Source organism: Polaromonas sp. AER18D-145, from assembly GCF_002379095.1.
GTDB lineage: Bacteria > Pseudomonadota > Gammaproteobacteria > Burkholderiales > Burkholderiaceae_C > Polaromonas.
The window spans coordinates 47,440-65,674 of record NZ_NBZV01000026.1 but is presented as its reverse complement, the minus strand read 5'-3'; the positions used below and the strand labels follow the sequence as shown (position 1 = coordinate 65,674).

Below are 18,235 nucleotides of genomic sequence, written 5' to 3'. Positions count from 1 at the left end.
GGTCCGGCGTGGGGCCGGGGGGCAGGTTCGGGGGCATGGTGACCACGCTAACAGAAGCAGGGCCGGCCCGGGCTTCGCAAAGCGCCCGTCAGGGTGTCGGACGTTGGCTGCGGTCCTGCTTCAGCGCGGCGTGCAGACGGTCCAGCGAATTGACACAGTCGAGCACGACGGCCTGCACCAGGCTGGCCGACAGCGCGGCCGAATGGACGGGCACCTCGGGCAGTTCTCCGAGCCGATCGCCCACAATGCGCCGCAGCGTGGTTTTTACCGCCTCAAACAGGGCATCCCAGTCCTCGACCTCGATGGACAGGTGCGCGTCGTACGGCGCATGGAGGGAGGCTGGCTCAGCGTGGGTGGCTAGCCCGTTCTGGCGCGGTGCCGCAGCGTGCGGGGGTGCAGGGTCCATGCCGTGCGCGCCGGCGGGCTGCCCTGGCGCGCGGGAAAAAGAGGGAGACGTCATTGGGCGACCTCTTGGGAACGGAGTTGGAGCGTAGCGGCCATGGCAGGCAGTTTGTGTACCGATGCTGCTGGTTGTAAATGATTTTTTTTCTAGCGTCGGTTCGCTAGCGCACGCACGGGCTGGCCGTGCGGTGGTCCGGCTGCGCGGCGGTCCTGGCCACAAGCTGTTCAGTGAGTTCCGTTGCCTCGAGCTTCGACAGGCTCAGCTCGAACGGCAGGCGTTCGGCGGGGGGTGTCTACCCCAGCAAGTCGGCGTAGGTCCGGCGGTCGGCGGCGTAACAGCTGCAGGCGGCGGCTTCCAGCCCCTGGCGGTCCAGCACGGTGAGTTCGCCGCGGCGGTACTCGATCAGGCCGCCCTTTTGCAGGGCGCTGGCGGCGGCGGTGATGCCGACGCGGCGCATGCCCAGCATGTAGGCGAGAAACTCGTGTGTGACATGAAAGCTGTCGGAATGGGCGCGGTCCTGGCTCATCAGCAGCCAGCGCGCCAGGCGCTGGCCGGTCAGGTGAAAACGCAGGCAGCCGGCAGACGCGGCGTGCTGTGCCATCAGCACGTACAGGTAGCGGTTCAGGCCGCGCTGCAGCGCCGGGCTGCGCGCCAGCTCGCGCTTGAAGGCGACCGTGCCGATGCGCCACGCGCCACCGGCGCCCTGCACCAGCGCGCGCCAGGGCGCAGTGGCGACACCCAGCGCCAGTTGCGCCCCCAGCATGCCTTCGCGCCCTATCATGCCCACCTCCACGCCCGGGCTGCCGTCCACCGGTGTGACCAGCGAGATAAAGCCCTGGGTGGGAAAGTACACGTGGCGGACTGGCTGGCCGGGCTCGCACAGGACCTCGGACAGCGCCAGCTCGACGGGCTCGCAAACGGCCAGCAGGCGCTCGCGGTCCCGGCGCGGAAGACGTTCAAGGAGGTGGTTTTCGACAGTGGACAAGCGGCTCTCCGGTGGGTTGCGGCCCCTTCACGGGGGCAAGTACAAGGCCGCGCCACTGTCAGATGCAGTTCCAGTCGGTGTCCCAGTATGCGCTATCTAATCTATCTAACCCCTGCGCGGGGTCAGCGCACGGAGAAGGGAGCCGGGTCAGGCCGTCGGCGTGTCGGGCAGCAGGCGGTCGTATTCCTTCTTGACCACGGCATAACACTCGCAGGTGCGTTTTTCCAGACCGGGCCGGTCCAGCACCGTGATGCGGCCGCGCGAATAACGGATCAGGCCGAGGTTTTGCAGCTTGAGTGCACCTTCGGTCACGCCTTCGCGGCGCACGCCCAGCATGTTGGCGATCAGCTCCTGTGTCATCACCAGCTCGTTGCCCTGCAGCCGGTCCAGGCTCAGCAGCAACCAGCGGCACAGCTGCTGGTCCAGCGAGTGGTGGCGGTTGCACACCGCCGTTTGCGCCATCTGCGTGATCAGCGCCTGGGTGTAGCGCAGCAGCAGGTGCAACACCGGCGCACGCTTGAATTCTTCCTTGATGACCTGCGCCGCAAGCCGGAAGCCCTGGCCGGCGCTTTGCACCACGCCGCGGCTGGGCGTCGATTCGCCGCCCATGAACAGCGAGATGCCGACCACGCCCTCGTTGCCGACCACGGCGATTTCCGCCGAGGCGCCGTTTTCCATCACGTACAGCAGCGAGACGATGGCCGTGGTGGGAAAGTAGACATGGCTCAGGGTGCTGCCCGATTCATAAACCACCTGGCCCAGCGGCATGTCGACCCATTCGAGTTGCGGCAACCAGCGCTGGAAATCGGCGTCTGGCAAGGCCGCGAGCAACTCGTTTTTTCGGGGATCGGGGGAAACGGCCATCAACAAAGCTCCGAAGCGGTATCTGGCTTCGAGGGTCGCCTCTGGCAGAGGTCTCGAGACAGCTCTCCAGTTTAGGCCGTTCAACCCGCGTTGTATGTACGCTATCGTACAAACCGATGAACGGCCTGCCCGGCGGAGCGAACGCCGTTTTCCTCAGGTGGGCGTGGCCTGGTCGTGCTGCGCGACGGCGTCCCGCTGCGCCTCCTGCACATCGTCCGTGAGGATGTGGGCCGTTTGTTCCGCGCAGTAGGCAAACAGCGCGTCCAGCTCGGTTGTCTTGTCAAACACCGCGTCGGCGCCGAGTTCGGCCGCACGCCGGCGGATTTCGGGCGTGGCGTAGTTGGTCAGCACCACCACCTTCTGGTAGGGCTCGCGGTGGCGGCAGCCGGCCAGCACACCCAGCCCGCTGCCCTCCTTGAGGAAAAGGTCCACGATGGCCAGGTGCCAGGTGCCGTCATGCAGCGTCAGCCAGCGGCTGGCCTCGGCCTGGGTGACCGCGTGCGCCACGACCTTGACATGGGCGATCTCCTCCAGGGTGTCGATCAGGTTGTCCCGAATGATCTGGTTGTCTTCGGCGAGGTAGGTGATGAGTGCCATGGCGGTTGTCCGGTAGGTGGTGGACCGCTTGCCAGGCGGTGAACGAAGCGGCTTCTTCCATGAGGCGCCGGTGCGTTGAAAAAAAAATCGTCCGCCAGCGCGCGGGCTTGTAGGACGGCGCAGCCAGCGTGCGCTTGCCCCTGCTCCTTTGGCGCCCTGGTGCCGCTGGCGAAAGCAGGGGTTGTTTTGGCGGGGCTTGTGTGCGACAGCGAACAGCGGAACTGGGGCAGCGTCCTACAGCCAGGAACGGCTTTCTCTCAGGCGCCCAGCTCTAAGTGCTTTTTATAGTGACTAAGAACTCAAGTCATTACTCATTACACAGAAGACCCCTCATTCCTGATTTCAACCCTAACACCCAATTTCAATACCATGCATAACGAATTCGACCAGCTAAAGAACTTTCCCGACATCGGCACGCTGCGGCCGGCCCTTCACTCGCTGTGCTCCCGTTATGGCTCCGTCGCCCGGCTGGACATCCTGGCGGCCAGTCAGGCCGGCAAGCGGCAGGCCCTGTGTTTTTTGCGCATGGGCTCGGCCGCGCAGGAGCAGCAACTCATGCACGAACTCGGCGTGGGACGTTTCGGTGGCGACCTGGTCGTGATTGTTGACTTGTCGACCCCCGGCGTCATGACGGGCCATGGCGCGAGCGTGCGGCTGGCCTGATCCGGCGGCGAAACGCCCGCGCACCCCGACTCCTTTCTTCGGCCCCTGCACATGTATGTGCGGGCTCGCAGCCGTTCCTCCCCTTTTCAGGAAAGCCTCCATGCAAAACATTCTCATCGTCTCGGGCACGCGCCCTGAAATCATCAAGCTGGCGCCGGTCTACCACGCGCTGCGTGCGACGAACTGGGCACGCGTGCAGTGGTTGCATACGGGCCAGCATGGCGACATGGCGAGCCAGATTTTCGAATGTTTCGATGTGACGCCCGACATCTCGCTGGAGCGGGGCGGGAACAGCCTGCTGGATTTCAGCATGGGCTGCCGGCAGCAGCTCGACGCGGTGGTGACCGGTCAAGACTGGTCGCTGGTGATCGTCCAGGGCGACACCGAGAGCGCTTTTCAGGGCGCGCTGGCGGCCTTCTACAACCGCGTACCGCTGGCGCATGTGGAGGCCGGGCTGCGCACCTACAACCTGGCACGGCCGTTTCCCGAAGAGGGCTTGCGGCAGATGATCAGCCGCCTGACGCGGTTTCACTTCGCGCCCACACAGCGCGCGATGGTGGCCCTGCAGACCGAGGGCATTGCCGACGAGTTCATTCACCTCACGGGCAACACCGTGATTGATGCCCAGCAATGGACCTGTGCCCACCGCGGCGTCAAGCGCACGAGCACGGGCCGCGGCCACTTGCTGGTGACCGTGCACCGGCGTGAAAACTGGGGCAAGGACGTGGAAGAAATCTGCCACGCCATTGCGGACATTGCGCGCCAGCAGCCTGACCTGCAGGTGCTGTTTCCGGTCCACCTCAATCCCGTGATCCAGGGCCCTGTCAACGCCTTGCTGGGCGACATCGCCAACGTGACCCTGACGGCGCCGCTGGACTACACCGGCATGCAGCAGGCGCTGGCCGATGCGTGGATGGCGCTGACCGACTCCGGCGGCCTGCAGGAAGAAGCCCCGACCTTTGGCGTGCCCGTGCTGGTGCTGCGCGATGAAACCGAGCGGCCCGAAGCGATTGAAGCGGGCTGCGCCTTGCTGATCGGCGCGACACGCAGCGCGATCGTCGCCGAAGTCACCCGGCTTTCACAGGATACCCGGGCCTACACGCGGATGGCGCAGGCCGGCAATCCGTTTGGCGACGGCACGGCCTCCGCGCAGATTGTGGCTGTGCTCAAGCGCAGCCTGGTGGAGGCGACCGCAACCGTCCCCGCACTGGCCTGACCGAACCCCTTCTCACTGGACTGACTGGAGCCATGCCCATGCTGCCTTCCTCTTGCGGCCTTTCCGCCGAAAGCCCTGTTCACGCCACCTGGCGGCCGAACCGGCGCCGTGTCGGGCTCGCCCTCGTGGCCACCGCCTTCATGGGGGCGGGGCCGGCCCTGGCGCAAGCCCAGGCGACCGGTGCGCTGATTCCTTCGTTCAAGGACTACCCGGTCGCCGCCGTCATGGCCTCGCTGCTTTTCCTGATCGTGGTGGCCATGATGATTTACGGTGTGCGCCACTTCATGTTCACGATCAACCGGCTGACCGGCGTGCAGCGCCATCCCTACATCGACATTGCCGTGGCGCGCTGGCCCATGATCACCGTCTTCATTGCTGCGCACAACGAGGAAAAAGTCATCGCCGGCTGCATCGAGGCGCTTCTCAATACCGACTATCCGGCGGACCGGCTCAAGATCATTCCCGTCAATGACCGGTCGAAGGACGGCACGGGCGAGATCATCGACAGTTATGTGGCGCGCTTCCCCTCGCGCATTTCACCGTTTCACCGCAGCACCGGCAAGGCTGGCAAGTCGGCGGCCCTGAAAGACGCCCTGCATTTTGCCGAGGGCGACATTGCCATTATTTTTGACGCTGACTACGTGCCCGGCCGCGGCCTGCTCAAGCAGCTGGTGGCGCCGTTTTTTGACCCGGAAATCGGCGCTGTGATGGGACGTGTGGTGCCCGTCAACAGCGGCGCCAACCTGCTGACCCGCATGCTGGACCTGGAGCGCTCGGGCGGCTACCAGGTGGACCAGCAGGCGCGCATGAACCTGAACCTGCTGCCGCAGTACGGTGGCACGGTCGGTGGCGTGCGCCTGTCGGCGGTCGAGGCGGTGGGCGGCTGGCATGACGACACGCTGGCCGAGGACACCGATATCACGTTCCGGCTCATGCTCAATGGCTGGAAGACGGTGTACACCAACCGCTCGGAATGTTATGAAGAAGTGCCTGAAGAGTGGAGCGTGCGCATCAAGCAGGTGACGCGCTGGGCCAAGGGCCACAACCAGGTGATGACGCGGTATTGGTGGAAGTTCGCCACCAGCCCATATCTGACACCGGGCCAGCGCTTTGACGGTTTGCTGCTGCTGTTTGTATTTGTCATTCCTCTGGTCATGCTGGCCGGCTGGTGCCTGGCGCTGGGACTGTATTTCCTCAATGCGGGTTCCCTGCTGTCGTCGCTGATTCCCATTTTTGCGCTGATGATTTATGGAACGCTGGGCAACTTCGCCGCATTTTTTGAAATTGTGGTGGCGGTGCTGATTGATGGCAACCGGCGGCGGCTGAGGCTGCTGCCTTTCAACATGCTGGGTTTCCTGGTCAGCCTGTTCGCCATTTCGGGCGCCGTCTGGAGCCTGCTGCTCGACCGAATTTTCAAACGCGAGATGGTCTGGGACAAAACCATCCGCTACCGCACCAAGGCTGCTGAATAATGACTGAAAACTACACCACCTATGCCACATTCGTGCTGATTTGCCTGCTGCTGCTGACGCTGCCGTTTGTGCCCGCGTTTCGCGAATGGCTGCGACCCACGGACTTTGCGGCCCTGCCGATTTCGGCCAACTACACCACCGACATTGACCACTTTGCCCGGCGCCTGCACGCCGACGTATCGGCCAGGCTGGGGCTGGGCGAGCCCACCGGGTATGAGGATTTCGAGTTGGTCGGCGATTCGTCATCGGCTGCCGGCACCGAGCTGGACTGGCGCAAGGCGGACAAGCGGTTGATCGCCCGCAGCAGCATTGCCAGCCCGTCACCCGTGCGCAGTGCCCAGCCAGTCTACGTGCAGGGAAGCCTGCAAGGCGGCGCCGAATCGGCCTTTCCGGCGCTGTATGCCACCGGTGACATCGCCCTCGGTGAGCACAGCACCGTCGATGACTGGGCCCATGCCGACGGCGTGCTGCGCATGGGTCCGCGCAGTGTGGCGCTCAGGCGTGTGTCCGCTGGCAGCGCCATCGAGCTCGGGAACGAGACCTGGTTTGAGCGCCTGCATGCGCCTGCCCTGCGATTTGGCTCGCGCGTCAGCGATGTGCTGCCGCCCGCCGGTGCCGAGCAGACGCCGGCCAGTTATGCCGACTTGCCGGGCGCGGTTCAGCAAACGCCCCTGCTTTACCTGATCCGGGGCGACTGCGCGTTGCCGCCCGCCCGCATTTACCGCGGATCGCTGGTCGTGACGGGCTTTCTGACCATTGGGGCGGCGACCACCATCATCGGCGACATCAAGGCGCGCGAAGGGGTGAGCATCGGCCACCGCGCCAGTGTGCAGGGCGCCGTGACCTGCGAAAAGCGCGTGTACGTTTACAAGGATGCCCGGGCCTGGGGGCCGGTGGTGTCCGAGAGCGACATCCTGATCGGGGCCAGCGCGCTGGTGGGCCTGCCTGACGCGCCGACCACCGTCACCGCCCGCAACATCATCGTGGAAGACGGGGTGGTGGTGCACGGCACTGTCTGGGCGCGCGAGATCGGCATGGTGAAACAGGCATGAAGCTCAAACAACTGTTGACGGTCTGTGCGATGGGCGCGTTGCTGCTGACCCAGGCGGGATGTGCCGGTGCGGCTGCACCACTGGAGCTGGGCGGCTACACGGACGACAGCGGCGCCATCACCGTCTTGCACGGCGGTGATTCGGCGGATCCCTATTTCGCGATGCAGGCCTTGTTGCTGGCGCACGAAAACGGCATGGATATCTCGGTACCGGCTGAAAAGTTTGCCAACTGGCTGGTGCCTCGGCAAAAGCCGGACGGCACGTTTGACCGGTTCTGCCGGGGCGCCGATAAAAAATGGGTGTCCTGCAAGACGGCCGATGCCGACGACTCCTTGCTGGCGATCTGGATGAAGCTGCTGGAAACCATGCCGGCCAAGCTGGCCAGCAACCCGGTCTGGAGCAAGAGCCACCAGGCCAGCAAGGTGGCGCTGGAGCACCTGTACCAGCCGTCGCGCGGCATCTACATGGTTTCGCCGGTGGTGCTGCACGGCCTGTTCATGGACAACCTGGAAGTCTGGTCGCTCAAGGTGCACCTAAAGCAGCCGCAGCAAAGGGCTGCGTCCGACAAGCTGGCGCGCGCCATTCATGACACTTTCTGGGACCCGGTCAACAAGCGGTTTCTGGTATCTACCCAGCTGGAGCAGCGCTCCCAGAAGCCGGCGTTTTACCCCGACCATGTGGCGCAGATCTTTCCGCTGCTGTTCGATTTTCCGCTGGTGCCGGGCAACGCGCGCCAGTATTACCGCGACTGGATGGCGGCCCACCGCGCGGAGTGGCTGATCCAGGGCAAGGCCGACTACCCGTGGGGGCTGCTGGCGGTGCTCGCCATGCGCCAGAACGACAAGGCCACGGCCGCCTGCTGGCTGCGCGAGTCCACGCCGCTGCGCCACTCGTCGCGCTGGGCGGTGAGCGACGAAGCGTCTTACCAGATCCTGGTGAGCCGGGGCGTGACGGCTGCGGCGAAGGATGCGAACTGCAAATGAACGGGGGGGCGGGCGCGGCGATGTCTCGCCGGGCCTGCGAGCACCATGTCAGATTATTTTTTTGGAGTGAGTTTTGATGTTTAAACCTGTTTTTCTTGCGCTGCCAGTGATGCTGGCCGCTGCGATGCCGGCCACGGCTCAGACCGACGCCCCCGCGCCCATGGATACTGCTGCGGCTCCGGCTTTGCCGGGGGGCAGCGAAGCGTTGCGCAGTCTGGAGCTCAGCACGGGTGTGCAAAACCTCAGCAATGGCTTCGGCAATTGGCGCGACGTGACCCTGAAGGGCGCCTATGGCGTGGACAAACATGTCTTGCAGGGTGAGTTGTCCGCGCACAAGCGGTTTGGCGAAAACGGTACGTTTCTGGGTCTCAGCGACACCTACACCTTCAATGAAGACTGGTTCGGTTCGGTGGCGCTGGGAGTGGGCGACGGTGCTTTCTATTTGCCGCGTTACCGTGTGGACGGAACGATTTCCCGGAAATTTCTGCCCGGCCGCAATCTGGTGGGCACGGTGGGGGCAGGGTATTACAACGCGCCCGATGGCCACACCGACCGCAGCCTGTCGCTGGGCGCGGCCTACTATTTCGAGGCGCCGTGGATCGTGGAAGGTGGCGTGCGGCTGAACCGCAGCAACCCGGGCTCGGTGGACACGCAGCAGCAATTTGTGGCGCTGACCTGGGGACGCAACAAGCAGGACCTGGTGACCGCGCGCTACGGGTGGGGCAGCGAAGGGTATCTCGCCGTTGCCGCCAACCGGCAACTGGTCAACTTTGACAGCCGCGAAGCCAGCCTGACTTGGCGCCACTGGTTCAATGCACGCACCGGCGTGCTGGTGGGCGCCAACCGCTACAGCAACCCGCTGTACCGCCGCAGTGGCGTGAATGTCGGCGTTTTCCACGAATTTTGATCGCACCTCATGAGCTCCAGAACCCCATCCCTGTCGGAACCTGCGCGTGAGCAGGAGCGTCTTTTCAACGCCTCTTTTTCAGCTGCCCGGGAAGCCCGCGCCCAACGGGTTCTGGTGCGTCCGCACCGCTCCATCACACCGCTGAAGGTCACGCCCTGGTTGCTGGCGCAGGCGATTGTCCTGCCGCTGATCCTGTGCGCGCTGGTGTATGTGGGAAAACCGCTGCTGTTTGATTTCTGGCGCGATTGCATCCTGTTCTGGTCCGCGGGGCTGGACATGCCTTTCACACTGACCAACCAGCTCAACGATGCCGGGCAATACGCAATGCTGCTGTCTAGCGGGCCGGACGACAGGCCGTTGCCGAGCCGTACCATCCTGCTGGTGACCGCGGTGGTGACGCTGGCGGGGCTGGCCTTGTCGCTGCGTATGAAAAACGCGCAACTTCCACTCAAGTATCCCTTGCGCATCGTCGGCGTCATACAGCTTGTCACGCTGGTCTATTTCTGGCTCTCGCCAGACGCTTTTCCCTACAGCATTGCACGCCACAGCGAAGAACTCATGACCATCGGTTATGTGGTCATGCTGGCCACTCCGGTGATGCTGGCGATGGGGTATTACATCCTGAACCAGAGCCTGTCGATCAAGCTGTTCCACACCGCGCTGATCCTGGGTTTTTTCGCCATCATGATTCCCCACAAGGTGCTGGCGCAGGCTTTCATCATGCAGCACCTGTCGGTGCTGTTCATGCCGGTGCTGTACATCTGCATGGGCGCCGTCTTTGATGCACTGGTGTTTGTCGCCCTGTACTCCTGGGCGGTCAGCAGCGCGCCGCGGGACGCCACGGTCTGACCTGTGCCTGAACGGCGGGTCGGGGCGGTTCAGTACCGGACGCTGCAGACCTCCAGCGCATTGAGTCCGCGGTCGGTGATGAGGTAGCCGCCTTCGCCGTCATCTTCCAGGAATCCGTGTTTTTTCAGGGAAGCGACGGTTTTCAGGCCGTGGGCGCGGGTTTTGTGGGGTTGCGGCTGCTTGCGCTCGGTGGGCGGCAGACCGACGATCCTGAAGCCGTAGCGGGCATCTTCCAGGCACTCGTACTGTTTGTAGGTCAGTATTTTCACCGGCAGGGCGCCGGTGGTGGTACCGCTCCACTCAAATTCGGGCGGCGCGTAGCTGACCCGGTAGGTGCTGTCGTCCAGCGGGCGGCTGTGTGGCTCCACCTGCCCCGCGGCTGCCGGCGAAGCTGCGGCCCGGCGTTTCATGACGCGGTACACCCCCCAGCCGAGCAGCCCCAGCACGATCACCGCCATGAGCAAGACAGCAAACTCCACGAACCTCCCCCCTTATTTGGCAACTGGTGTAATTATCCGTACAAAGCGCGCTTCGGTCTGGCGTGCTCAGCGGTCCTGGATCTCCAGCTCGAAGTGGGCATCGCCCATGTAGCGTTCGGCGCCAAAAGCCGCTTGCGTGGCCGCCAGCTCGGCTGCTTCCCACTGCTCGGCCAGCAACTGTTCCGCCGGCGCCAGATCCCAGGGGCGGGTCTGCTCCCCGTGGATCTGCAACAGCCGGAGGTAGGCGCGGTAGACGGGTGCCACCAGGCTGGCATCGCCCAGAGAGGCCTCGAGCGCGGTCCGAAACCGCTGCGCCGCGCCGGCGCGTTCGGCGTCCGAGACATCCTCGCTGTGAAAAATCCTGACCATGTAGTGCATGGCACAAGTCTACAAGCTCGCACCCGGCGCCGGCGCGCACGGGCGCTGCGCACCCGGTCATTTCGTTACTCATCTTGCATTAGCAGTGGAGACTTTTCAAAACGCTCTCCGTACCATCGGTTCTTTTTCAAGGAAATCCAGATGGCACTGCAATCACCGTTCTTTGGCAAGCGCGACAACGAACCTTCCAGCCTGCGTCATGGCAGCCCCAACCCCAATCCTTACGCGAACACTCCTGCTGCAACGAATGTGTCGAACAGCGCGCCCGCTGCGGCCGCGCCCAGCGCGCCGTCTGCCGCCCCGCGCGAGGGCGGCGGCAGCAAGCTGACCGTGGGTCCCAACATCAAGCTCAAAGGCGTCGAGATCACCGACTGCGACACCCTGGTGGTGGAAGGGCTGGTGGAGGCCACGATGGACTCGCGCGTGATGCAGATCTCCGAGCATGGCGAGTTCAAGGGCTCGGCCGAGATCGATATCGCCGAGATCCACGGCGCGTTTGACGGCAACCTGACGGTGCGCCAGAAGCTGGTGATTTATGCGACCGGCAAGGTCACCGGCAAGATCCGTTATGGCAAGCTGGTGATTGAAGAGGGTGGCCAACTCGCTGGCGAGATCCTGTTCGGCGCCGTGGGCAATTCGAAACCCGCACTGGCTGGAAAGCCGGGCCTGCAAGTCGCCTGAGTTTTACAGACGCGCACGCTGTCGCCGAGTTGACGACAGGGGTGCGCCGGGCGGGCGCAAAATGCGCCGATGTCCGCGGTTCATTCTCCCCTTCAGGCCCAGGTTGTTCAATGGCAGGTTGAGCCCGGCGCTGCCGTGCAGGCCGGCGACCTGCTGGTGATTCTCGAAGCCATGAAGATGGAGCACGAGGTGCGTGCGGCCATCGGCGGCCGTCTCGGCGACGTGTTTTTTGCCGCGGGCGAACTGGTGGAGTCGGGCGCGCTGCTCGCGCGCATCGAGCCCTTGGGGGCGACGGTGGCGCAGCCTGCTGCCACTGCGCCGACCGAAGCATCAGCCCCCGCGTCCGGCAGCTTGCGCGCCGACCTGCAGCGCACGCTGGATCGCCATGCGCCCACGCACGACGCCAGCCGCCCCGAAGCGGTGGCCCGGCGCCACGCCTTGGGCTTGCGCACTGCGCGCGAGAACATCACCGACTTGTGCGACGCGGGCTCCTTCATGGAGTACGGCGCGCTGGCCGTCGCGGCGCAGCGCAGCCGCCGCAGCGAAGAAGACCTGGTCAGGAACACCCCGGCCGACGGCATGGTCACCGGCATCGGCAGCATCAACGGCGCCCAGTTTGGCCCGCAAGCGAGCCGGGCCGTGGTGATGGCCTACGACGCCACCGTGCTGGCCGGCACACAGGGCATGCGCAACCATCAGAAAACCGACCGCATGCTGGGCATCGCGCTGCAGAACAAGCTGCCGGTGGTGCTGTTTGCCGAAGGCGGTGGCGGCCGGCCCGGGGACACCGACATGCCCATCGTTGCCGGCCTGCATGTCGGCACCTTTGCGAGTTTTGCCCGCCTCAATGGCCGGGTACCGGTGATCGGCGTTGTGGCGGGCCGCTGTTTTGCCGGCAATGCGGCGCTGCTGGGCTGCTGCGACGTGATCATTGCCGCCCGGGGCAGCAACATCGGCATGGGCGGCCCGGCGATGGTGGAGGGCGGTGGCCTCGGCGTGTTCAAACCCGAACAGATCGGGCCGGCCGGCGTGCAGCACGGCAACGGCGTCATCGACGTGCTGGTGGACGACGAAGTCCAGGCGGTGGTGGCGGCTCGGCACTATCTGTCTTTTTTTCAGGGTGCCACCACAGACTTCGCTGCGCCGGATGCCCTGGCCCTGCGCGCAGTGGTGCCCGAGAACCGCTTGCGCGTTTATGACACGCGCGCGGCGATCGGCGGCATCGCCGACGCCGGCAGCGTGCTGGCGCTGCGCGCCGGCTTTGGGCAAGGCATTCACACCGCGCTGGCGCGTATCGAGGGGCGGCCCGTGGGCATTCTGGCCAACAACCCGCTGCACCTGGGTGGCGCCATCGATGCCGATGCGGCCGACAAGGCCGCGCGTTTCATGCAGCTGTGCAACGCGCATGGCCTGCCGCTGGTCAGCCTGGTGGACACCCCGGGTTTCATGGTCGGCCCGGAGACCGAAGCGCAGGCGCAGGTGCGCCACGTGAGTCGCCTGTTCATTGCCGCCGCGCATCTGCGCGTGCCGTTTTTCAGCGTGGTGCTGCGCAAGGGTTACGGCCTGGGCGCCATGGCCATGACGGCCGGCAGTTTTCATGCGCCGGCCTTCAACGTGGCCTGGCCCACCGGCGAGTTCGGGGCCATGGGGCTGGAAGGGGCGGTGAAACTCGGCTACCGCAAGGAGCTGGAGGCGCAGCCCGCGGGTCCGCAGCGCGAGGCCTTGTACGAGACCCTGGTGGCGCAGCAGTATGACAAGGGCAGTGCGCTCAACATGGCGACCACGCTGGAAATCGACGCGGTGATCGACCCGGCGCAGACGCGCGACTGGCTGGTGCGCGGCCTGCAGTCGTCGCCCATCCGGCCCGCGGATGGCGCACTGGCCATCGATACCTGGTGAACGCTTATTGAGCGTTTCAAAACTCGAGACAGTCGGAACGCTCAATCCCTCACCCCGCCCCTCTCCCGGAGGGCGAGGGTGAGAGCAGTCCAATTCACGGTCGTGTATTTGGAAAAGATCAATAAAAAATGCGGAACAACAGGGGCAGCAGCAGCGAGGCCAGCACCACCTGCAGCCCCAGCGCCAGGCCGGCGTAGGCCCCGGCGTCGGCATTGACCTGCAGCGCGCGGGCCGCGCCTATGCCATGCGAGGCGGTGCCGAGCGCAAAGCCGCGCGCCGTCCAGCCGGCCGCATCCAGCGGGATCCCGAAGGCATCAAACAGGTATTTGCCGCTCAGCGCGCCGACCAGCCCGGTGATGACCGCAAACACGGCCGCCAGCGCCGGGATGCCGCCTATCTTTTCGGCAATGCCCATGGCCACCGGCGCGGTGACGGACTTGGGCGCCAGCGACAGCACCACCTCCAGGGGCAAACCGACGGCCCAGCCCAGCGCCAGCGCCGAGCCGCTGGCGGCAAAACCACCGGCCAATGCGGCCAGCAACAGGTGGCCCCAGCGCAGCCGCAGCTCGGCGCGGCGCTGCCACAGCGGCCAGGCCAGCGCCACCACGGCCGGACCCAGCAGGAAGTGGACGAACTGCGCGCCGGCGAAATAGGTCGGGTAGGACACGCCGGTGGCCAGCAGCACCGCGGCAATCACCAGCACGGTCCAGAGCACCGGGTTGGCCCAGGGTGCCTGCTGCAGGCGGGCGTAGACCGCCTGGGCCACGACGTACACCACCAGCGTGGCCGTCAGGCCGAACAGCGGCGTGGCGGAAAGGTAGACCCAGAGCTCAACGAATTTCGGCATGTTTGCGCCACAGGACATGCAGGGTCAGCACCGTCACGGCCAGTCCGATCAGCGTCGACAGAACAATCACCAGCAACATGCGGCCGCCGTATTGGCTGACCAGGCTCAGATGGGTCATGACACCGACACCGACCGGCACAAACAGCAGCGACAGGTGCGCCAGCAGAAAGTCGGCGCAGGCCGCCACCGGCTCGCGCACCACCGGCCAGCGCAGCGCGAGCAGCAGCAGCAGCATGCCGATGACCGGGCCGGGAAAGGGCAGGGACAGGCCGCGCGAGAGCAGCTCGCCGATGGACTGCAGCAGCAGCAACCAGGCCAGGCCGCGCAGACCTTGCATGGCTAGAACCGCGGGAGGTCGGGATGCGACATCTTGCCGCCGCGCACCAGCATTTTTCCGTACTCGGCGCAGCGCTGCAGCGTCGGGATCACCTTGCCGGGGTTGAGCAGGCCCAACGGGTCAAACGCGCGCTTGACGCCGAACATCTGCTCGTTTTCCGCGGCCGAGAACTGCACACACATGGAGTTGAGTTTTTCCACGCCGACGCCGTGTTCGCCGGTCACCGTGCCGCCCATGGCCACACTGGTTTCCAGGATGTCGGCGCCGAACAGCTCGCAGCGGTGCAACTGGTCGGCGTCGTTGGCGTCGAACAAAATCAGCGGGTGCAGGTTGCCGTCGCCGGCGTGGAACACATTGGCACAGCGCAGACCGTACTTGATCTCCATCTGCTGGATGGCCAGCAGGATGTCGGCCAGGCGCTTGCGCGGAATCGTCGAGTCCATGCACATGTAGTCGGGGCTGATGCGGCCGCTGGCCGGAAAGGCGTTCTTGCGCCCGCTCCAGAAGCGCAGGCGTTCGGCCTCGTTCTGGCTGACCGCAATCGCCGTGGCGCCGTGGTTGCGCAACACGGCGCTCATGCGGCCGATTTCTTCCTCGACCTCTTCCGGCGTGCCGTCGCTTTCGCACAGCAAAATCGCCTCGGCCGTCAAATCGTAACCGGCGTGCACGAAGTCCTCGACCGCCGCAGTCATGGGTTTGTCCATCATCTCCAGCCCGGCCGGAATGATGCCGGCAGCAATCACGGCCGCCACCGCGTCACCGGCCTTGCGCAGGTCGTCGAAGCTGGCCATGATGCAGCGCGCCAGCACCGGCCTGGGCACGAGCTTGACGGTGACCTCGGTGGTGACGGCCAGCATGCCTTCGCTGCCGATGACCACCGACAGCAGGTCGTAGCCGGCGCAGTCCAGCGCGTCGCTGCCGAACTCCACCACTTCGCCTTCAATCGTGAAGCCCTTGACCTTGAGCACGTTGTGCAGGGTCAGGCCGTACTTGAGGCAATGCACACCGCCCGAGTTTTCAGCCACGTTGCCGCCTATGGTGCAGGCGATCTGGCTGGACGGGTCGGGCGCGTAATACAGGCCCAGCGGGGCGGCGGCTTCGCTGATGGCGAGGTTGCGCACACCGCCCTGGACCACGGCCGTGCGGCTGGCCGCGTCCATCTTCAGGATCTTGTTGAACTTGGCCAGCGACAGGGTCACGCCCAGCTTGTGCGGCATGGCGCCGCCGGACAGGCCAGTGCCGGCGCCGCGAGCCACCACGGGTACTTCCAGCGCGTGGCAGGTTTTCAGCACGGCTTGCACCTGGTCATAGGTTTCGGGCAGGGCGACCACCAGCGGCCGCTCGCGGTAGGCGGTCAGGCCGTCGCATTCATAAGGCGTGGTGTCTTCGCTGTTCCAGAGCAGCGCATGGGCCGGAAGCACGGCCTGCAGAGCCGCGACGACCTGGGCCTGGCGTTCGGAGCGTTTCAGCAGCTGCTGCTGCCGGGAGTCAAGAGGAGCATTCATGGGCGGCCTTCAGGATGAAACACGGCTTGGCGCCGGGATGAAAGCACTTTAATGCAAAGCGCGCGCGGCCGGCGTGAAGAAAATGGCGGTCTTGTGTGAAAACCGAAATGCTATCAATTTTGCAGCTGTTTGCGCCCACCTTTCAAGGGCTGGAGCCATAAAATGCATCAAGAAGCGGGCGAGACGGCTACGCGACCGATTTTTTCAGCCAGTCGGCAAAGGCGGCACACTCCCAGCGGTCCATCATGCCGGTGCGCCAGCACAGGTAGTGGGCGTGCGGGCTGGGCACATTGCGCTCGTACAAACGCACCAGGGAGCCGTGTTCCAGCCATGGTGCGCCCAGCTTGAGGCGCACCAGTGCCACACCCATGCCGGCGGCGGCGGCGTCGCACATCAGGCCGATGTCATTGAACTGCGAGCCATCGACCGGCTCGGCCCAGTCCAGGCTGTGTGCCGCAAACCAGGTGCGCCAGGGCTCCAGCGGCGAGCGCAGCAGCGCTTCCCCGTCCAGATCCTCGGGAGCTTCAAAAGGCCCGTGCTCTCGCACATAGGCCGGCGACGCCAGCGGCGTGACTTCGTCCTTCATCAGGCAGACGTGTTCGACGTCGGCATAACGGCCGGTGCCGAAACGCACGATCAGGTCGGCGTCCTCGGCCACCACGTCGAGCAGGGGGATGGACACCTGCAGCGTCAGGTCGATCTCGGGGTAGGCATCGGTGAACTGGCGCAGGCGCGGGATCAGGATGGAGCGGGCAAAGGTGGGGGTGACCGCCAGGCGCAGCTTGCGCTTGCCGGGGCTGCCGCTCTGGCCGGCCGTGCCCGGGAACTTCTGCAGCGTCGCCAGGCCTTCGCGCACATGCGCCAGGTATTCGCTGCCTTCGGTGGTCAGTGAAAAGTCGGCCCGGCCGAACAGCTTGGTGCCGATGATCTGTTCGAGCTGCTTGACGCGGTGGCTCACCGCGCTGGGGGTGACGTTGAGTTCCTCGGCCGCCTGCGTGACGCTGCGCAGCCGCGCCAGCGTCTCAAAGGTGAGCAGGCATTGGATGGGAGGAATCCGGCTGGCTGTCCCCATTCCTAGACTGCTTCCAGAAATTCGAGCACCGGGATGCAGGGCAAGGCGCACGGAGCGCAGGACACCGGAATGCACTTCGGTGCATGAGGATTCCGAGCACCGCGCAACGCAGCCATGCGCCCGGCGATCGGATTTATGGAGGCAGTCACTTGAAGATCACGGTTTTGTGGCCATTGAGCAGCACGCGGTGTTCGCTGTGCCAGAGCACGGCACGCGCCAGCACCTGGCTTTCGGTGTCCCGGCCCATGGCGGTCAGGGCTTCCACGGTCTTGCTGTGGTCGGCCCGGGCCACATCCTGCTCGATGATCGGGCCTTCGTCGAGGTCGGCCGTCACGTAGTGCGCGGTCGCGCCTATCAGTTTCACGCCGCGGGCGTGGGCCTGGTAATAAGGCTTGGCGCCCTTGAAGCTGGGCAGAAACGAGTGGTGGATGTTGATGGCCCGGCCGGCCAGCTTTTTGCACAGGTCGTTGCTCAGTATCTGCATGTAACGCGCCAGCACCACCAGTTCGGCGCCTTCGGCCTCGATGATGTCGTACTGCTTCTTTTCAGCCTTGTCCTTGGTCGCGGCCGTGACCGGAATGTGGTGGAAGGGCACGTTGTAGCTGGCCGCCAGCTGGTAAAAATCGCGGTGGTTGGAGACGATGGCGCGGATGTCCAGCGGCAGCAGCCCCGACTTCCAGCGAAACAGCAGGTCGTTCAGGCAATGCCCTTCCTTGCTGACCATGAGCACCGTGCGCATGGGCTCGGCGGTCTGGTGCAGGCCCCAGCGCATGTCGAACAGCACCCCCAGCGTGCCGACCTGTTCCTTGAGATTTTCATAGGAGAGTTGATCACAGGCAAAACTGACACGCATGAAAAACAGGCCGGTGGCGTCGGCCGCCGGGTCGTCGCGCTTGTCGTCGCTGAACTGCGCCGCTTCCAGGATGTTGCCGCCGCGTTCGAACAAAAAACCGGAAACCGCATGAACAATGCCCGGGCGGTCGGGGCAGGACAGGGTGAGGATATAAGTAGGACTCATGGGGGATGAATTGTCGCAGGTGGCCGGC

General features: G+C 65.0%; 19 protein-coding genes and 1 pseudogene. 9 read left to right on the top strand and 11 right to left on the bottom strand.

Annotated features, from left to right (window positions below):
* Positions 1-88: 88 nt before the first annotated feature.
* The 4 genes from B7G52_RS14020 to B7G52_RS14005 all read right to left on the bottom strand — a co-directional run bounded on the left by B7G52_RS14020 (position 89) and on the right by B7G52_RS14005 (position 2,849).
* Positions 89-406, bottom strand: a complete 318-nt coding sequence (locus tag B7G52_RS14020) for a hypothetical protein (RefSeq protein WP_096698171.1) — start codon at positions 404-406, stop codon at positions 89-91.
* Positions 407-695: 289 nt separating this feature from the next.
* Positions 696-1,388 (bottom strand): Crp/Fnr family transcriptional regulator, encoded by a 693-nt coding sequence (locus tag B7G52_RS14015; RefSeq protein ID WP_096698170.1) that lies wholly within the window; start codon positions 1,386-1,388, stop codon positions 696-698.
* A 147-nt stretch (positions 1,389-1,535) separates the two neighbouring features.
* Positions 1,536-2,252, bottom strand: a complete 717-nt coding sequence (locus tag B7G52_RS14010) for a Crp/Fnr family transcriptional regulator (protein WP_096698169.1) — start codon at positions 2,250-2,252, stop codon at positions 1,536-1,538.
* Between the two features lie 153 nt (positions 2,253-2,405).
* Positions 2,406-2,849, bottom strand: a complete 444-nt coding sequence (locus B7G52_RS14005) for a response regulator (protein ID WP_096698168.1) — start codon at positions 2,847-2,849, stop codon at positions 2,406-2,408.
* A gap of 369 nt (positions 2,850-3,218) precedes the next feature.
* On the opposite strand from B7G52_RS14005, the gene B7G52_RS14000 reads away from it, so the two are divergent.
* The 7 genes from B7G52_RS14000 (at position 3,219) to B7G52_RS13970 (ending at position 9,991) form a co-directional block, all read left to right on the top strand.
* A complete protein-coding gene (locus tag B7G52_RS14000; protein WP_096698167.1) occupies positions 3,219-3,512 on the top strand; it encodes a hypothetical protein in 294 nt (97 codons plus the stop codon).
* 100 nt (positions 3,513-3,612) lie between these two features.
* Positions 3,613-4,728, top strand: coding sequence for a non-hydrolyzing UDP-N-acetylglucosamine 2-epimerase (gene wecB, locus B7G52_RS13995; protein WP_096698166.1), 1,116 nt, complete (start codon positions 3,613-3,615; stop codon positions 4,726-4,728).
* A 38-nt stretch (positions 4,729-4,766) separates the two neighbouring features.
* On the top strand, positions 4,767-6,200 hold the full coding sequence (locus B7G52_RS13990; protein WP_240523456.1) for a glycosyltransferase family 2 protein: 1,434 nt from the start codon (positions 4,767-4,769) through the stop codon (positions 6,198-6,200).
* Entirely contained in the window at positions 6,200-7,252 is a 1,053-nt protein-coding gene (locus tag B7G52_RS13985) for a polymer-forming cytoskeletal protein (RefSeq protein WP_096698165.1), read from the top strand. Before B7G52_RS13990 ends, B7G52_RS13985 begins: the two co-directional genes overlap by 1 nt.
* A complete protein-coding gene (locus B7G52_RS13980; protein ID WP_240523455.1) occupies positions 7,249-8,235 on the top strand; it encodes a hypothetical protein in 987 nt (328 codons plus the stop codon). Before B7G52_RS13985 ends, B7G52_RS13980 begins: the two co-directional genes overlap by 4 nt.
* Before the next feature lie 76 nt (positions 8,236-8,311).
* On the top strand, positions 8,312-9,142 hold the full coding sequence (locus tag B7G52_RS13975) for a YaiO family outer membrane beta-barrel protein (RefSeq protein ID WP_096698164.1): 831 nt from the start codon (positions 8,312-8,314) through the stop codon (positions 9,140-9,142).
* A gap of 9 nt (positions 9,143-9,151) precedes the next feature.
* Positions 9,152-9,991, top strand: coding sequence for a hypothetical protein (locus tag B7G52_RS13970; RefSeq protein WP_141397468.1), 840 nt, complete (start codon positions 9,152-9,154; stop codon positions 9,989-9,991).
* A 29-nt stretch (positions 9,992-10,020) separates the two neighbouring features.
* Here B7G52_RS13970 and B7G52_RS13965 read toward each other — a convergent pair whose 3' ends face one another.
* Complete coding sequence (locus tag B7G52_RS13965; RefSeq protein ID WP_096698162.1) at positions 10,021-10,470, bottom strand: hypothetical protein; 450 nt, start codon at positions 10,468-10,470, stop codon at positions 10,021-10,023.
* Positions 10,471-10,536: 66 nt separating this feature from the next.
* Entirely contained in the window at positions 10,537-10,848 is a 312-nt protein-coding gene (locus B7G52_RS13960; RefSeq protein WP_096698161.1) for a hypothetical protein, read from the bottom strand.
* Positions 10,849-10,989: 141 nt separating this feature from the next.
* On the opposite strand from B7G52_RS13960, the gene B7G52_RS13955 reads away from it, so the two are divergent.
* On the top strand, positions 10,990-11,529 hold the full coding sequence (locus B7G52_RS13955) for a polymer-forming cytoskeletal protein (RefSeq protein WP_096698160.1): 540 nt from the start codon (positions 10,990-10,992) through the stop codon (positions 11,527-11,529).
* 57 nt (positions 11,530-11,586) lie between these two features.
* Positions 11,587-13,428: pseudogene (locus tag B7G52_RS13950) on the top strand (carboxyl transferase domain-containing protein); the annotation flags it as partial.
* A 118-nt stretch (positions 13,429-13,546) separates the two neighbouring features.
* On the opposite strand, the gene B7G52_RS13945 reads toward B7G52_RS13950, so the two are convergent.
* The 5 genes from B7G52_RS13945 to purU all read right to left on the bottom strand — a co-directional run bounded on the left by B7G52_RS13945 (position 13,547) and on the right by purU (position 18,207).
* The gene (locus B7G52_RS13945) at positions 13,547-14,275 is read right to left on the bottom strand and encodes an LrgB family protein (protein WP_096698158.1); all 729 of its coding nucleotides are present in this window, start codon (positions 14,273-14,275) and stop codon (positions 13,547-13,549) included.
* The gene (locus tag B7G52_RS13940) at positions 14,259-14,612 is read right to left on the bottom strand and encodes a CidA/LrgA family protein (protein WP_096698157.1); all 354 of its coding nucleotides are present in this window, start codon (positions 14,610-14,612) and stop codon (positions 14,259-14,261) included. Before B7G52_RS13940 ends, B7G52_RS13945 begins: the two co-directional genes overlap by 17 nt.
* A gap of 2 nt (positions 14,613-14,614) precedes the next feature.
* Entirely contained in the window at positions 14,615-16,117 is a 1,503-nt protein-coding gene (locus tag B7G52_RS13935; protein WP_096698156.1) for an FAD-linked oxidase C-terminal domain-containing protein, read from the bottom strand.
* 187 nt (positions 16,118-16,304) lie between these two features.
* Positions 16,305-17,189 (bottom strand): LysR substrate-binding domain-containing protein, encoded by an 885-nt coding sequence (locus B7G52_RS13930; protein ID WP_096698155.1) that lies wholly within the window; start codon positions 17,187-17,189, stop codon positions 16,305-16,307.
* 145 nt (positions 17,190-17,334) lie between these two features.
* On the bottom strand, positions 17,335-18,207 hold the full coding sequence (purU, locus tag B7G52_RS13925; RefSeq protein WP_096669256.1) for a formyltetrahydrofolate deformylase: 873 nt from the start codon (positions 18,205-18,207) through the stop codon (positions 17,335-17,337).
* Between the last annotated feature and the right edge of the window lie 28 nt (positions 18,208-18,235).

Bases quoted from the DNA above. Each gene is read 5' to 3' on its own strand.
- B7G52_RS13940 (WP_096698157.1), bottom strand. From the start codon at position 14,612: ATGCAAGGTCTGCGCGGCCTGGCCTGGTTGCTGCTGCTGCAGTCCATC.
- B7G52_RS13960 (WP_096698161.1), bottom strand. From the start codon at position 10,848: ATGCACTACATGGTCAGGATTTTTCACAGCGAGGATGTCTCGGACGCC.
- B7G52_RS13930 (WP_096698155.1), bottom strand. From the start codon at position 17,189: ATGGGGACAGCCAGCCGGATTCCTCCCATCCAATGCCTGCTCACCTTT.
- B7G52_RS13955 (WP_096698160.1), top strand. From the start codon at position 10,990: ATGGCACTGCAATCACCGTTCTTTGGCAAGCGCGACAACGAACCTTCC.
- B7G52_RS13980 (WP_240523455.1), top strand. From the start codon at position 7,249: ATGAAGCTCAAACAACTGTTGACGGTCTGTGCGATGGGCGCGTTGCTG.
- B7G52_RS14020 (WP_096698171.1), bottom strand. From the start codon at position 406: ATGGACCCTGCACCCCCGCACGCTGCGGCACCGCGCCAGAACGGGCTA.
- B7G52_RS13970 (WP_141397468.1), top strand. From the start codon at position 9,152: ATGAGCTCCAGAACCCCATCCCTGTCGGAACCTGCGCGTGAGCAGGAG.
- B7G52_RS13975 (WP_096698164.1), top strand. From the start codon at position 8,312: ATGTTTAAACCTGTTTTTCTTGCGCTGCCAGTGATGCTGGCCGCTGCG.
- B7G52_RS14005 (WP_096698168.1), bottom strand. From the start codon at position 2,849: ATGGCACTCATCACCTACCTCGCCGAAGACAACCAGATCATTCGGGAC.
- B7G52_RS14000 (WP_096698167.1), top strand. From the start codon at position 3,219: ATGCATAACGAATTCGACCAGCTAAAGAACTTTCCCGACATCGGCACG.
- wecB (WP_096698166.1), top strand. From the start codon at position 3,613: ATGCAAAACATTCTCATCGTCTCGGGCACGCGCCCTGAAATCATCAAG.
- purU (WP_096669256.1), bottom strand. From the start codon at position 18,207: ATGAGTCCTACTTATATCCTCACCCTGTCCTGCCCCGACCGCCCGGGC.
- B7G52_RS13985 (WP_096698165.1), top strand. From the start codon at position 6,200: ATGACTGAAAACTACACCACCTATGCCACATTCGTGCTGATTTGCCTG.
- B7G52_RS14010 (WP_096698169.1), bottom strand. From the start codon at position 2,252: ATGGCCGTTTCCCCCGATCCCCGAAAAAACGAGTTGCTCGCGGCCTTG.
- B7G52_RS13990 (WP_240523456.1), top strand. From the start codon at position 4,767: ATGCTGCCTTCCTCTTGCGGCCTTTCCGCCGAAAGCCCTGTTCACGCC.
- B7G52_RS13935 (WP_096698156.1), bottom strand. From the start codon at position 16,117: ATGAATGCTCCTCTTGACTCCCGGCAGCAGCAGCTGCTGAAACGCTCC.
- B7G52_RS13945 (WP_096698158.1), bottom strand. From the start codon at position 14,275: ATGCCGAAATTCGTTGAGCTCTGGGTCTACCTTTCCGCCACGCCGCTG.